Annotated in this window: 19 protein-coding genes; 10 read left to right on the top strand and 9 right to left on the bottom strand. The window is 49.4% G+C overall.

From position 1 onward, the window contains the following. Positions 1-32: 32 nt before the first annotated feature. The 6 genes from ACO0LG_RS22595 to ACO0LG_RS22570 all read right to left on the bottom strand — a co-directional run bounded on the left by ACO0LG_RS22595 (position 33) and on the right by ACO0LG_RS22570 (position 5,513). On the bottom strand, positions 33-614 hold the full coding sequence (locus tag ACO0LG_RS22595; RefSeq protein WP_423029801.1) for a phage tail protein: 582 nt from the start codon (positions 612-614) through the stop codon (positions 33-35). Between the two features lie 68 nt (positions 615-682). Then, on the bottom strand, positions 683-1,270 hold the full coding sequence (locus ACO0LG_RS22590; protein ID WP_423029800.1) for a hypothetical protein: 588 nt from the start codon (positions 1,268-1,270) through the stop codon (positions 683-685). Then, on the bottom strand, positions 1,263-1,628 hold the full coding sequence (locus ACO0LG_RS22585) for a hypothetical protein (protein WP_423029799.1): 366 nt from the start codon (positions 1,626-1,628) through the stop codon (positions 1,263-1,265). The genes ACO0LG_RS22590 and ACO0LG_RS22585 overlap by 8 nt, the downstream gene beginning before the upstream one ends. A gap of 438 nt (positions 1,629-2,066) precedes the next feature. Then, positions 2,067-4,571: a VapE domain-containing protein gene (locus tag ACO0LG_RS22580; protein WP_423029798.1), complete on the bottom strand. Its 2,505-nt coding sequence runs from the start codon at positions 4,569-4,571 to the stop codon at positions 2,067-2,069. Next, complete coding sequence (locus ACO0LG_RS22575; RefSeq protein ID WP_423029797.1) at positions 4,568-5,011, bottom strand: hypothetical protein; 444 nt, start codon at positions 5,009-5,011, stop codon at positions 4,568-4,570. The genes ACO0LG_RS22580 and ACO0LG_RS22575 overlap by 4 nt, the downstream gene beginning before the upstream one ends. Continuing rightward, positions 5,004-5,513 (bottom strand): YmfL family putative regulatory protein, encoded by a 510-nt coding sequence (locus ACO0LG_RS22570; RefSeq protein ID WP_423029796.1) that lies wholly within the window; start codon positions 5,511-5,513, stop codon positions 5,004-5,006. Before ACO0LG_RS22570 ends, ACO0LG_RS22575 begins: the two co-directional genes overlap by 8 nt. 46 nt (positions 5,514-5,559) lie before the next feature. Between ACO0LG_RS22570 and ACO0LG_RS22565 the strand changes: the two genes are divergently transcribed. Further along, complete coding sequence (locus ACO0LG_RS22565) at positions 5,560-5,844, top strand: hypothetical protein (RefSeq protein WP_423029972.1); 285 nt, start codon at positions 5,560-5,562, stop codon at positions 5,842-5,844. Here the strand turns inward: ACO0LG_RS22565 and ACO0LG_RS22560 are convergent. Next, positions 5,765-6,100: a transcriptional regulator gene (locus ACO0LG_RS22560; protein ID WP_423029795.1), complete on the bottom strand. Its 336-nt coding sequence runs from the start codon at positions 6,098-6,100 to the stop codon at positions 5,765-5,767. The genes ACO0LG_RS22565 and ACO0LG_RS22560 overlap by 80 nt on opposite strands. 117 nt (positions 6,101-6,217) lie before the next feature. Here ACO0LG_RS22560 and ACO0LG_RS22555 point away from each other — a divergent pair, with 117 nt between their 5' ends. From ACO0LG_RS22555 to ACO0LG_RS22545, 3 genes are all read left to right on the top strand, one after another. Next, on the top strand, positions 6,218-6,676 hold the full coding sequence (locus ACO0LG_RS22555; RefSeq protein ID WP_423029794.1) for a hypothetical protein: 459 nt from the start codon (positions 6,218-6,220) through the stop codon (positions 6,674-6,676). 72 nt (positions 6,677-6,748) lie between these two features. Then, positions 6,749-7,099, top strand: a complete 351-nt coding sequence (locus ACO0LG_RS22550) for a helix-turn-helix domain-containing protein (protein WP_423029793.1) — start codon at positions 6,749-6,751, stop codon at positions 7,097-7,099. Positions 7,100-7,439: 340 nt separating this feature from the next. Further along, complete coding sequence (locus tag ACO0LG_RS22545) at positions 7,440-8,330, top strand: LysR family transcriptional regulator (protein WP_423029792.1); 891 nt, start codon at positions 7,440-7,442, stop codon at positions 8,328-8,330. A 26-nt stretch (positions 8,331-8,356) separates the two neighbouring features. Here ACO0LG_RS22545 and ACO0LG_RS22540 read toward each other — a convergent pair whose 3' ends face one another. Further along, on the bottom strand, positions 8,357-8,761 hold the full coding sequence (locus tag ACO0LG_RS22540) for a hypothetical protein (RefSeq protein ID WP_423029791.1): 405 nt from the start codon (positions 8,759-8,761) through the stop codon (positions 8,357-8,359). 256 nt (positions 8,762-9,017) lie between these two features. On the opposite strand from ACO0LG_RS22540, the gene ACO0LG_RS22535 reads away from it, so the two are divergent. The 6 genes from ACO0LG_RS22535 (at position 9,018) to ACO0LG_RS22510 (ending at position 12,489) form a co-directional block, all read left to right on the top strand. Then, on the top strand, positions 9,018-9,443 hold the full coding sequence (locus ACO0LG_RS22535) for a hypothetical protein (RefSeq protein ID WP_423029790.1): 426 nt from the start codon (positions 9,018-9,020) through the stop codon (positions 9,441-9,443). Continuing rightward, positions 9,440-9,595: a hypothetical protein gene (locus ACO0LG_RS22530; RefSeq protein WP_423029789.1), complete on the top strand. Its 156-nt coding sequence runs from the start codon at positions 9,440-9,442 to the stop codon at positions 9,593-9,595. Before ACO0LG_RS22535 ends, ACO0LG_RS22530 begins: the two co-directional genes overlap by 4 nt. Further along, positions 9,588-9,833 (top strand): hypothetical protein, encoded by a 246-nt coding sequence (locus ACO0LG_RS22525; protein WP_423029788.1) that lies wholly within the window; start codon positions 9,588-9,590, stop codon positions 9,831-9,833. Before ACO0LG_RS22530 ends, ACO0LG_RS22525 begins: the two co-directional genes overlap by 8 nt. Before the next feature lie 164 nt (positions 9,834-9,997). Continuing rightward, positions 9,998-10,201 (top strand): hypothetical protein, encoded by a 204-nt coding sequence (locus tag ACO0LG_RS22520; RefSeq protein WP_423029787.1) that lies wholly within the window; start codon positions 9,998-10,000, stop codon positions 10,199-10,201. Positions 10,202-10,213: 12 nt separating this feature from the next. Then, a complete protein-coding gene (locus tag ACO0LG_RS22515; RefSeq protein ID WP_423029786.1) occupies positions 10,214-12,220 on the top strand; it encodes a ParB/RepB/Spo0J family partition protein in 2,007 nt (668 codons plus the stop codon). Continuing rightward, on the top strand, positions 12,217-12,489 hold the full coding sequence (locus ACO0LG_RS22510) for a hypothetical protein (protein WP_162058535.1): 273 nt from the start codon (positions 12,217-12,219) through the stop codon (positions 12,487-12,489). Before ACO0LG_RS22515 ends, ACO0LG_RS22510 begins: the two co-directional genes overlap by 4 nt. Here the strand turns inward: ACO0LG_RS22510 and ACO0LG_RS22505 are convergent. Beyond that, a complete protein-coding gene (locus ACO0LG_RS22505) occupies positions 12,486-13,502 on the bottom strand; it encodes a tyrosine-type recombinase/integrase (protein ID WP_423029785.1) in 1,017 nt (338 codons plus the stop codon). The two genes, ACO0LG_RS22510 and ACO0LG_RS22505, sit on opposite strands and share 4 nt — an antisense overlap. Positions 13,503-13,579 lie beyond the last annotated feature (77 nt).

Below are 13,579 nucleotides of genomic sequence, written 5' to 3'. Positions count from 1 at the left end.
TTTAGGGCCGGGCATGCTTGTATACAGAGAGGTTATTTACTGGAGAGATACTTGATCTGCTGCCGCATGATGTCGGGGAACTTCTCTTGCACCAGCTTCTGCAATGCCTCTTGCACTGTCTTGTTAGCCAGGCCATTAGGTATGCTAGGGCCGAACAGTTCTTTGATAGGCAGGCCGCTCCATATCACCCGGTCATTCTTGCGCACCTTCTTGTGCCTATCCCCCACGCGCACATATACACCCTTGTGACCGCTGGGCATGGTGACTATGAATGCATTAGCCAAGACCTTACGACCATGCAGCACTTCAACTGATACGCCCTTGGACGTGGGCCGCGCACCATACTTGATCAATGGTATCGGCCTGCCTGATGCAATGACCTTCGCGCTTAGGTTGCTGGCCGTGGCCCTGGTGATGCTTAAACCCTTCTTGATGTCTGATGCTTTGAGGTTGTAGCCTGCATCCCTGATATTGCGTGACGCACCTGTCTTTACCTGGGCAATGATCTTATTTAAGGCCCGCACTGTGGCCTTCTCTACCACATCACGCTTGGTGCGCTCTATATCCGCGATGATCTTATCCATGCTACCGCGCACGCTTACCGATATAGACATAGTCAAACCTCAAATGAAAAAGCCCCGATGACTTTAATCATCAGGGCTTCATTTATTCTGGACGTGCATCACCCCCCGTGAGGGTTCGTGATATAGGCTCGGTTTACCGGCATGCAAGTTGTAGGCTGGATTATAACGGGAGTTTTGCGATTTGCAATAACTTGTTTTAAGCCGACCTTTCCCCTGGACAGCACAAAGCGCACATTTGCAAGCCCACGCAGGCCGAGTTTCTTCCTGATCTGCTCGTCGCGCCACCCTAAAACGTATTTGCAACGCAAGGCTTGCTTATCGTCGTATGTCGCTAGCATGGTCCAGGCGGCTTCAATTAGCCATCCGTCGAGCCGGGCATCGTCTGATGCCAGATTGCATTCCATCTGCTCAAAAGTGGTTTTAGGAACAAATACACCCATCTTGATCGCAAGCAGTTTTAAGCGGCTATCGCGGTTTGCCACATACTGAGCTGCCCATGCACTGGAGCAGTTGCCACCAGATCGGGAACGGTCACCCACCACCTGGCCCCAGTTCCACAATCGTTTTTCAAAGTCTGTATCTTGATGTTTCTTTGCTGGTACTGGTTCACGCTCGCTTACCAACTCAGTAAAACCATCGTCCTCAATCTCGCTTATTAATTGCCCTGCCCTATCTTTGTTATGCATGTTTAGCCTCTGCCATGATTACCCGTAATTGTTTTGCTATTTCCCGCGATTCATCGGGATCAGTAAAATCTTTTCTCTCTATCACGATGCCCCTTACCCTCGCCAGTTCCAGTGCATCTACCATCCAATCCGGGTCGCATCGTTCAGTCCTGCCTCGCTCATTTAAAAAGTAGGCCGATGTAGCCCTCGTATCTCGCGTACCAACCTCATGACCGTTCTCTGAAGCCCAAAAATGCCCGACTCCCCCGGCGATTGCCTTACGTAATTGCGTGTTCACAAATTCAGTCCCTTGCCCTGTTCGTAATTGATCCACCCATCCGGCTGTCTGTGGCATTTCACTTCTTAGTTTTTTGCTCATCGTCCAACCTTTAAAAAAATAAAAAGGTTGGACAAGTAGGTTGTACGGCTAAAACCATTGATTTCATTGGCTTTGTCTAACCTCCTAACCTCGTCTAACCTGTTTTTGAGTTGTAGGAAATATTTTTCTTTGGGGAAGCTCCACGCGTGCGTACGTATACGTGCGTGCGCATGTGTGGGTGTGCGAGAAGGTGGTAAGGTTGGACAAGCCCAATAAACACGGGGCTTTCCGCCGTCCAACCTATAAACAACAAGGTTGGACGAGGTTGCAAGGTTAGACGTGGATGTCAACGATTTACGCTTTTCCGCACGCAACGCAATGGCGCACGATCTCTGCAATAAAGTTGCTGTCATCCCGGCCAGCAAGCGCTGTCTGACCTTTTCCGCACATGGTTGAGCCATGCGCGATCCCTGGTGCAAATACGCCTCTATGGCCCGTTTATAAAGGCAGATCATCATCGTTCCCCTGTTGCTGATCTGCTGCTGCCTTGTCGCTGCCAGGACGAACGTAGTATTGCTCTCTCGCCCCTGTCGTACCCTTCTTCTTGATCCAGGCAAACTTGGTCATGATTGCACCTACCCGCGTTGATTCAGACCGGGCATTGCCAAGCTTGTTTAAGTCAAAATGCAGTGCCTTGACCAGAATCTGACGTACCGTCACCTGGTTCAATTTTGGAAGCGCAGTCTCTTCACCATCGGCATTGCGGCCTTCCAGGTATTCCCAAATACGCCCGACCCAAACATCAGATATTTCCCTGCTTTCTTGGCGTGGATTAATCAGGCTGAATTGCTGCTCTGGAGTTGGGTACCACTTAACTCCCTTGCGCATCAGGTGCACGGCCTCACCGATTAGCTGTTCACGGTCACGACGCAAGCCAATCAGATCAAGGCGCAAGGCATCAACAGGCCAGAACCGGCGATTACCCGTTGTGTCCTTGAAATACTCGTCTTGGTTCGTTGTCGCGGCAAAGACAGTGCGCCTAGCTTGATTTTTCATCCTGCGACCATACGGCTCGCGGTAACGATCTTTTTGTGACGACATAAATGCCTTGATGGCTGTCACCTCAGACCTGTTGAACTGCTCCAGCTCGGCTATCTCATAAATCAAGATGCCCTGAATTGCCAGAAAACCATCCTTGTTACCCATTTCAAAAGGCGTATCAGCGAACCACTCGCCACCAAGTATCGCCAGTGCCGTCGATTTACCCTCACCCTGCTTACCCTCAAACACCGGCGCATAGTCATGCTTCACGCCAGGGAAGTACGCACGCTTAGCGAGACCCACAAAGAACATCAGCGACACCAGGCGCATGTATTCCGATTCTTCAGCCCCCCAATAATCAACAAAGGCTTTCTCGATACGGGCCTTGCCATCCCAGACCTCTGCGCAATGATCAAAGAAGTCTGTCACTGGATTAAAGGCATTTTCACGCGCTATCTGTGCGACTGCCTTTTCGATATCGCCTACCGATGCCAATACCAGGCCGTAATAGTTCGCCAGGAACATCCCCAGGTGGAAGTCGTCGCCTTCATTCCACTCACCCGGCTCAGAGTGCCAGGGCGGTGTTTTACGCTTCACCTGAAGCAATGAAAACTGATCTAACGCAACTAGGTCGAGCAACAACGGATCACCCTTGAGAGCGATATAAACGTTCTCACGGCAGCCCTTCACGCCACCCTGCGCGGTTGCAATCATCGACGCCCGAATATTTGCCCTCGACAATTTGCCAGCGCCAGCCGAACGTGAGGTAGATTCCCCGTTTTGGCCTGCCACATCCTCTATCGCAGGCATCTGGTCGAGCCATTCAGGTACGTCTGTATCACCTGCTTCTGAAGTAATTGCAGTCGCTGTAGCAGCTACACGATGCTTACTGGCCCAGTCGAGAATGTCATCCCGCTGACCGCCATCGGCGATTAAATCGGCCACGTCCCAGCCATCTGGTAGAACACCAGGTGGTGGCACATCGACCATTTCGACATCGCAACAATGCCCTCGCAATATTTCCGCGAGTTTCACCATTGCAGAAACACCAGGCTGCTCTTCTTCTGGTTTTATCTGCCCTGCTTTGGCATGCTTATCGTTATAGACCTTTGAATCGCAATCCGGCCACAGCACGACGCAACGACCACTTAATTGCGCCCAGTCCGCCTTCGATACGGCCTTACCGCCACCCGGCCAAGACACCACATCAAATACATCGCCAACCAGGTCAAATGCCGCATCGACGCACTTTTCACCTTCAACCACCAGCACTGGCAATACCGGCCTAAAGGCGCATCGGATATATAAGGGGCGCGGCTCCCTAAACTGAATCCAGCGCCAGTCACATGCCCCTGTAACTGGATGCCGGGCGTATACGCACGGCAAGACTTCCTTGCCACCTTCGGAATTAGTAAAGCGATAAACAACACCAAGCAGTTTGGATTGCTGGTCCCTGTATTCCCACAATGTATCTGGTCGCCCACGATGGCTATGCGCCAATGGATAAGGGCCTGCATCCCCAGGAACGGGTAAAACAGGCGTCCATTCGGTGCGTTGCTTACGGTCTTCTACCCCCTGTGCAGCTGGCGCAGGCGCTGGTTTCTGCGGCCTTTTTTCAATCTGAGAATTAGCCTTGTTAGGCTTGAAATTCGGGTCACTGGGGGTTAGTTCGATACCCAAATGTCCAGCTAGCGCGGCGCAGGCTTTACCCTGGGATAAGCCCTCGCGGTAAGCGTAAAGTGAAATAAGGTCTTTGCCGACTTCCCCTTCCGAGAAGTCAGACCAGATGCCGATTTTGTCGCCTCTCAAGCGAATGCGTAATGATTGCCCGGCTTCGCCGGAGACAGAACCTATACAAAACTCTGCCCCTTCGATTACCCCCTGGGGGAACCAATCGCCAAGCGTTGCTTCGATAGAATTATTAAGTGCGAGCGCTACGCGCTCGAAGTCTTTGAGATTCAATTGCTTGATCCCTTATGGGCAATACGCTGACCGCCCATGAGCGACGGTATATCGCGCCAGTCTTCCGAGCCTGCCCTTGATGGAGCCCCGGCGCGATGTTTGGCCACGTTCAAAGGCCGAGGTACACTTGCGACACGGCCAGGGACTATCTCACCGACATATTTGCCTGCTGTTGGTAACTGCGTCCTAACATACTTCCCGGCAAATTCCTTACCGTTTGGCGTGGCCCGCAGCACGTCGACGTCACACATCTCAGTGAATATCAAGGCGTGGTCTGCCAGCACGTTGATGACGTAGCGCCGGAACATGCCGACGCTGTGGTATTCGACAGGCAGGACACCGAGTAATGCGGACATCTTGGCGCTGCCGCCCAGATCGACGATGCGGCAAATTGCCTTATGGGCGGCTGAGCCAGGTCGAGGGCCGGAGAGTTTAGCCATGTTTACGATCTCCTGCTTTCGCAGCTGTTTCGCGGCAGTAGAATTTAAAAGTTAGCGCCCGCAGCTCGTCCATTGTTTTGTGCATCCGGTCAACGACGCAGTTAATGCGCTGACGCTCTTTTTTGTCGACTTCACCGTCTTTCGTTGCAGTCTGAAACTCGACCGACAATTCACCCAGTTCGGCATAGAGTTCGTGGAATTTGTCAGCGATTGATTCGTTGTCAATATGGTCCAGGGAAGGCAGCAAAACAAACGTTCCACCACTGGCCGAAGCCACTGCTTCAGCAAAGAAGGTCGTGCGAGAAAATTTTTGCATTTGCAAGGCGGTATGAACGTGCAGGTCCTGTCCTTTACGCTCATAGATGCGATTTTCCAGCGCATCATGTCTCATGCCCAATGCACCAGCCATTGCATCCCAGCCACCTTCGTAGGCTTTAATCATCGCTATATATGCTTGACGTATGTTCACTACTTCCCCCATTTCTTGTGGTTTAACTTTCACTTAACTGCAACTACACTTCGCTCAAATTCAATCAGGAGCCAAGGTAATGACATCAAAAACAGCCGCTGAAGAACGCCACGAAGCGCAGCAGCAATTAAATGAATTTTTAAAAAAATCTGACTTCCTAAACAGCATCATTGATAGCCACCGCCAGGCGACTTCCCAGTCGATAGCAATACTGTTGAAGGCGATGCTTAAACACGACCCAAGCCTGTTCCTGCCTGTTTGCGAGGCACTGGCTGAGATCGAAACTAAGTCGTGGATAAGTCCAAGTGTTGATGGGGATCGCTCCCTACTAGCCCGATCAATTCGCGCACAGTTGAGGCAATGACACGTCGTTCGGCCATCACCAGCGCAGCAAAATCAGGACGCACTAGTTCTGGCCATATTTCTGACCAGTCATTCGGGAACAAATCTTTTCTGTGAACTTGGCCGTTTGTGAGGCACTCGATGCGAACCGCTAATTTGGGTTGTATCGGAGCCGCACCAGAAGCCAACTGAGAAAGGTACGAGGGGGACACATCAATGCCTTTTGCCAGCATCGTTGCCCTTCCTCGCTCTAGTTGAATGTATTGCTTTAAATGCATATCAAGCTCCCTATAATTCCAAGGAGTTTATTTGTTACTAAACTTTAAGTCAAGTATTTGCTTGTTAAGTAATTACTGAACAAAATACGCATAGTTAAAACAGCCTGAAGAACACCTATGAGAAACCCCGAAAATAGACGCAAGCGACTACGCGAATGGTTTGCAACCAGGTCGATCCCTGCTGCAAACAAAAGCTACATTTCGCAGTTGCTCAATGGCGTTGCGGCATTTGGGGAAAAAACGGCAATCAATCTGGAGCAGACTTTAGGGATGCCGGATGGCTATCTAGACACTGTGGAAGGTGCTTCTGCATTTGACGAAAGCACACAGGCGGTCATTAAAATGATGCAGTCCACAGACGATGAAGGTCGACTCAGAATCAAACTTGGTGTTACTGACATTCTCGATCAGTACGAATTGAGAAAAATGCGGGTTGAACGTCTTCGGATCGCTGACACTGTCCCAGCTGAGCTGCTTAGAGGTCTAGCAGAAATTCAAGACCCGGACTTCCCGCTTGCCCTGGAAGCTTTCCTTGGCTCATTCAATAAAGTTGCATCTGTACAAAAACAAAAATAACCCACATTTACCAATATCGGTAAATCTGCATAGCTCATTTGTTTAGAAAGTCCCTACTTGCATAATCCAGCAATGGATATTGCACACAGACTTGATTTAGCGATGAAGGCGGCAGGCTTTCGGGACCAGGCTCACCTGGCCAGAGAAAGTGGAGTACCCCAGTCCACGGTAAACCGCATACTCAGCGGCAGAAATAAAAAACTAGATATTGCACATGGCCAGGCTTTGGCAAAAGCCTGCGGGGTTTCCATGTACTGGCTTGCTTGTGGGGACCAAGACCCGAACGGCGAGGAACGCATCCGCGCAAAATTAATAAATGGCACTGAGGATCAACTCGTTGAGACATACAGAAAATGCTCAGCCGAGGGAAAAGAGTCTATTTTGATTGCTGCCGAGGCAGCTTTGTCGATATGTCCTGCTTAGCTGGGAACATGTAAAGCTGCGCTGTTGGCGCTAAAAACTTCACCGCTAAACCGCTTGAATATTGAAGCAATAAATTCTGGCCGCGTACGTTCATACGGTCAAAATTTTGCACAAGCATCGCTTGCCTTTCATTGAGTAAAACCGCCTCCTGCATAAAATTTCCTTGTCAAAAAGTTGTTACAAAATATTTCATAGATAATAATATAACCAATTTTTTACAGCAATTTTGTAAGTTTTGTTTAACCTCAGTTAAGCACCATTTAATTAATTGCTCTTTGTCCATTTCTTTCCATGCGTAAACCAGCGACTATTTGCACTTGCCAGTTACTATCCGCCTGCAGTGCCAGATTTAGATTTACACGACCTCAAATTAATTTTCACTATTGCCAAGGAGAAAAGCCTTTCTGCAACTGCGCAGCGATTAGGCGTCACAAGTCCAGCAATCAGTATTAGGTTGAGTAAATTGGAAGATAAAATCGGCGCTAAGCTGGTACATCGTCAAGGTGGGGCTAGACTAACGCAAGCTGGCCATCAGGTACTTAAACTGGCAACGTCAGTTGAGCATGGCCTATCTCAGCTTGAAAATGACCTGGCAGAAATGCATCTGCCAAGACTAAAAATCATCGCAAACACCAGTCTTATTATTGATGACGTTACGCCAGTCATTGATAAAATGACTCAAGCCAACCCCGGTCTGGAAGTGACACTAACTGAGGGTACGTTCCCTGACATTATCAACGCAGTTCTCAACGAAGTGGCAGATGCTGGGTTAATCGCTGGTAGACCTAAAGTTTCAGGGTTACGCCTTTTTCCATACAAAACCGAGCGATTATGTTTGATTGCACCGGCACAACACCCGATTGCAGCACTTAACGAAGTGACTTTCGTCGAAGCCGCAAAGCACCCATTTATCGCTGCTGACAAAGAGAAACAGTTATCACTGTTAATGAAGAGCAAAGCAAAGAAGAATAAAGTGACGCTCAAATTTCCTGTCAAAGTAACCAGCTTTGAAGCCCAGGCCCACATAATATGCAATACCAATATCGGCATAGCCTTGGTACTCGGCAGCGTGGCTCAGAGGTTTGCCAAAACTTACCCGATCAAAATCGTTAAGCTGTCCGATGATTGGGCATTAAACGAATTTTCCGTTATCGTCCGAGAGACTGGAACACTAAACGACCAAACACTGGAATTTGTCCGCTTACTTATACAAACGCAAAAGGCCCCGTAGGGCCTTTTTTTCATATGCGTTTCGAGTCATTTAGCCTGAATAGCTTTTGGCTCTTGCGAGGGCATTTCTGCTGCTGTTACCCCTTGCCGACTTCCACTTCCTGAACTCATGTAATTGATTTTAGTCATTATGCCTGCCTTGTCGATTATGTACGATACCGAGGTATGCGCATAATCAGCACCCCCTGCCGCCAGGCCAACAATGGGAATAAACGAAGCGGCTTTCATTTTGTATTGAAACCCGGAATAGCTAATTATTTTCAGATCACCACTGATCATTACCCCAGTTGGTGTACCAAGTGAAGCAACGATTTCTTTTTCAGTAGTTACCCCCTCTTTGAAGGACAGCGCAACCTCTTGCGAAACTTGCGTTCCAGACGAAGCGCACCCAGCCAAAACCAGCACAAAAGCCAGACTTAAAAGCCTATTCATTAAGCTACCTTTAAATTATTTACAAAAAAATAATATTATCAGATTGCCGCAATGCTTTTTGTCGGCAATACCCAATTTGTAAATAAAAAAATTAAAAAAAATCATTCATTTACAACAAAAACTCAAAAATACTTAACTTCAAAAAATTGAAAAATACTCAAAAAAGCATCGTTTTGCCGATTTAGTTTAGTTTTTACTTTACTTTGAGTTTATTTATTTATAAACTCGCTTCGTCACTAATTCGACGGAGCTAAATATGAAGACCTTTTTGCAAAGACTGATCGACGAGAACAAACGCCGCTTTGAAACACGCACAGCCGAGATTATGCGCATGATGGATTGCATCAGCGCAGCCGAGCCGACGATTAAACAGATTGAAACCATGCTGGGCAATCCAATCAAGGTTTGCAGCCAATTGGAAGACAACAGCTATATGCCGCGCCCGCTGTTTATCAGCGAGACCTATTACAGCCATCATGACCGCCGCTTGCATGATTGTCTGTTGTCGCTGGATTTCGTGGAAGTCTATCGCCTTAGCATTTCTGGTGGATTGTATGACCACGCTGTCTTTGCAAAAGACCAGGTGTTTATCTCCATTGACACAGCCCCAGGCTATCGCACACCCGACAGCCCTGCACCGGTGAATCAAAAACGCCGCGCTAGCGACAAGGTGGCAGCATGAGCACTTTTACAGTCACAGTGCGGACACCTGCCCAGGTTGTCACCTATCCGGCAATAGCGCCCACGTCAGCCGACGCCATACTCGATGCCCTGGATCAGTTTGGCATCGCCTCAGTCAGCGCACTGCCCTTAGTCGGGGGCCAACATGCGTAAGCGCACCTGGTCATACACTGACATCACAAAGTCGGCTGAAAACGGCATCGCTATCTGCATGAAACTGGCAGAAAAAGCACTGCAAAATGGCAACGACGACGATGTACTTCATCACTTTTCTTTTGCCAAGGGCCAGTTCGCGGCCTGGAATAACCTGACCATAGGCTGGCAAAAAGAAGGCGATGCTAAACGTCTGGAGGATATGACGAAAATTGAAGGGACAGATGATGCCTTTTAACTTCCTGACACATAGCACCAAGCCCACAGAGCTGACAGCCAAAGAAGGGCCGACCAATCCTAAGCCTGGTGTTTTCACAGGCTTGTACGGTCGCGCATACATCACTGAAAGACAGAAACCCGCAAAAGTGCAGACGTCTGCACTTTTGAAAAAGCGGGGTTGATATGCAAAAACATCAGCCCGTCAGCCTTTCCCTGGATGTCGGCATTCGTGTTTCGTTTCAAGACGACCACGCACAAGCCACCGGCACGATCAAGGGATTCATTCACTGCCTGCTCAATGGCCGTGAGCATGCAGTTATCGAAATAGACCACCCGCTGCCAGGCATCGTTCGCCGTGTGCCAGCAGACACTTTGACACCCATCTAACCAGGAACAATCATGAGCCTTTCAGAATCCACGGCAGTCGCCACTACCGAACAACCATTAATCGCTGCTGAACTGGTTGACCAGGGAACGTTTGGCATTTACAGCCTGCGCGACATACGCATTTCTAAAACAAATCGCAAGCGCTTTAATGAGGCTGCGCTCCAGGAGCTGGCGGCAGACATCAAAGTACACGGCGTGGCACAGCCTATACTTATTCGACCAGTTACCCCTAACGACGATGAGCCAGAACCGTTTGAAATCGTCGCAGGCGAACGCCGTTATCGCGCGTCAAAGCTGGCAGGCGCTGTATCGATCCCAGCAATGATGCGTGTTCTGAGTGATTCGCAAGCAGCCAAGATGCAACTCCTGGAAAACCTGCAGCGCGAAGACCCACACCCGCTGGAGGAAGCCATCGGTTATGAAAATCTGATGATGGCGCATGGCTACAGTGCAGACCAACTGGTAACCGAGTTGAAAAAGACCCGTTCTTATGTTTATGGGCGGCTGAAGCTGTGTTCACTTGCCGTTGATTTACGCGAAGACTTTTTAGACAACAAATTTCCAGCGTCAGTTGCTTTGCTAATCGCCCGCATCCCAGTGCCAGCTTTACAAAGACAAGCCGCAGATGAAATCTTAGGCGAGAGCGAAGAAGACCAGCTATCAGTGCGAGAAGCCACCGCGCACCTTCATAAGCGGTTCACTCTAAAGCTCGATGATGCACCATTCAAAACAAGCGATAGCAAACTGTTGCCCGATGTCGGTTCATGCGCAAAATGCCCAAAGCGCACCGGCAATCAGCCTGAAGTTTTTGCAGACGCGCACCCAAATTATTGCACCGATCCAAACTGCTTTGAAGAAAAGGAAGCCGCAGCATTCAATCAGAAAGTGTTTGAAATTGTGAAGTCAGGCATCCCAGTTATAGATGGCGACGAAGGGGTGAAACTTGCATCTGACGCAAAGATGACTTTGAACGACACGGTCACAGAAAGCACTCAACTGGTTCGCATGGCCAGGCGCAAAAATACCACCTCAGTCTTAATGCAGATTGGTGACGCACTCAAAGGAAAGCAGCAGCCTACACCTGTACTGAAGTACGTCAGAACCGCTGACAATAAACTTGTGCCAATTTGGCACATACACGACGCACAGGAAGCACTGGAGAAAGCTGGGTACTGCTACACCCTTGAGGATATCGCTACAAAACCATCAGGCAGTGAAACCAGTATCGCAACTACACGTACTGTTACGTCTGGTAGTGGCACAGTGCTCACTCAAAAAAGTAACGATGCTTACCTGGAAAAAATCAGGAAAGAAGACGAACGTATAGAACGTGCCTCAAATGAAACCCGCTACCGCGTTGAATTGTATAAACGCGTCCGTCAGCGTGGCTTCAGTGGCTTTAGCTTGCAGTCCCTACGCGCATTTGTTAAGCAAATGCTAATTGACGCCAACGATTACGAATTGAACGAAGACGTCTTTAAAGAACTGCCTGGCATCTACCCGTTCATGGACGACTATACACGGGAAAGCGCATGCGAATTTATCGACAACGCCCCTCTTGACGTAGTCCAGCTCGTACTGGTGGACCTGGTCTTGTCAGACTCGTTGCTCGTTGACCAATGGGGCATTGAGACAATAGGCAACAACGACGACAGTTTTATGACTGTTGAGGCTATGGCCAGGGCAGAAGGTATCGACCCCGATATGGTACGGGCCGAACTAGATAAACCTGCCGAGCCAGAGCCGCAACCGGAACCAAAGGCAAAAAAACGCGGCAGGCCAGCAAAGACGACAGAAGTCAAAGAAGTCAGTCAGGCCAACGAAGTGCAGGCCGCCACAGCCCCCTCAAAGCAACGAATAACCACAAACATGAGTGTCGCAAGGCGCAAAGCAAAACAGGCTCCTACTGAACAAATAGCAGCGGGTGTCACGCCTGCACCACTTAACCAGAAACAAGAACCCCACAAGCCGAGCATCAATGCTAGCTGGCCATTCCCAAAATCAAAAGGTGCAGAATGAGCGACACAGACATCATCCAAAAAATCGCTGCTGCTGTTGTGGCGCAGATAAAGCCAGCAATACCGCTATCGATTGACCTGTGGGATATTTCAACAATCGCACAGTTTCTGAAGCGCAATGAATCGGTGGTAAGAGAAAGGATTGCTTGTAAGCCAGATTTTCCGCCTGCAATACGCCTGCCGACCGAAACAGGAAAACGTGGCCACCCACTATACAAGGCCAAGGATGTCATCCAGTGGGCAGAAAAATACACAGAGCGCCGCGCTTAATCCAGTCTCGATGCCATCTCTGCTGCAGACTCGTTGTAATAGACCTGCAGCATTCTCAAGTCCCTATGTCCCACCATACGCGCCAGGTCAAGAACATTAAGCTTCTTGGCCAGGCGCGTAATCGCTTCATGGCGCGAATCATGAAACGTCAAATCCTCAATTAAACAGGCTTTAGTGGCCTTCCTGAACAAAGTGCTTAGACTATCTGCCGACAGCATAAATAAATTGCCTTCGGCCCTTTCCGGCTTTGGTAGGTAGCTTAAAAGCTTCAGCGCTTGCTTTGACAAAGGGACGTCTCGCTTCATTCCATTTTTTGTTTTTGGCAAGTGGGCCACGTTGCCGGTGATATGTGCTTCAAGTAGGCCGCAGATTTCCCCTTGGCGCATGGCCGTCTCGATTGCAAACAGATACGCCACCGCGACCGCCTGCGTCTTGCTTTGGATAGGTTCATCATTAAACCCGCAATATAGCTTGATCCTGTCGATTTCGTCCTGTGTTGGCCTACGATCCCGATGCGGGGATTCTTTCGGCCTCCGCACGTCCTTGGTCGGACTGTGCGATATCCACTTCCATTCTGTTGCAGCAGTGCTAAGGACGTGGGACCACAAATTTAAAATTCTGTTAATTGTCGAGCCTGAAACACCTTTTGTTTCTTCCGTGCCTTTCATGCGTAGGTCACGCCAACGGCCAATCAGATCAGACGACATATCTGCCAGCTCGATGTCGCCCAGCCGCTTACCATCCATCACAAATTCGACCAGGGCATTAAGGCGCAGCGCCTCCCATCGATACCCCCGCTTGTGCTTTGATACCTCCAGCTCGTAACGGCGACAGGCATCTTCAAAAGTTTTTCCTTTGAGGATGCCTGTATCTACGTGATTGCGTATTGCAGATTCACGCTCAGTAGCCCAGGCAACGGCCTGTGCCTTTGTCGGGCGCACCAATGACTCACGATGGCCCTTGATATTGATCTGCGCCCGCCAGCCATTCGCCATTTTCGTAAACGATGCCAAAATAACACCCGCAATTAAAATTAATTGGCGAATAGTAAACTGTCGCGGGGAGTTTGTGGGGGAATTGTGGGGAGTTG

Origin of the sequence: Undibacterium sp. Ji42W (assembly GCF_049340405.1) — a bacterium.
In the GTDB taxonomy this organism is placed as follows: domain Bacteria; phylum Pseudomonadota; class Gammaproteobacteria; order Burkholderiales; family Burkholderiaceae_D; genus Undibacterium.
The sequence above is the reverse complement of the archived record's forward strand: the minus strand, read 5'-3'. Positions and strand labels throughout refer to the sequence as shown.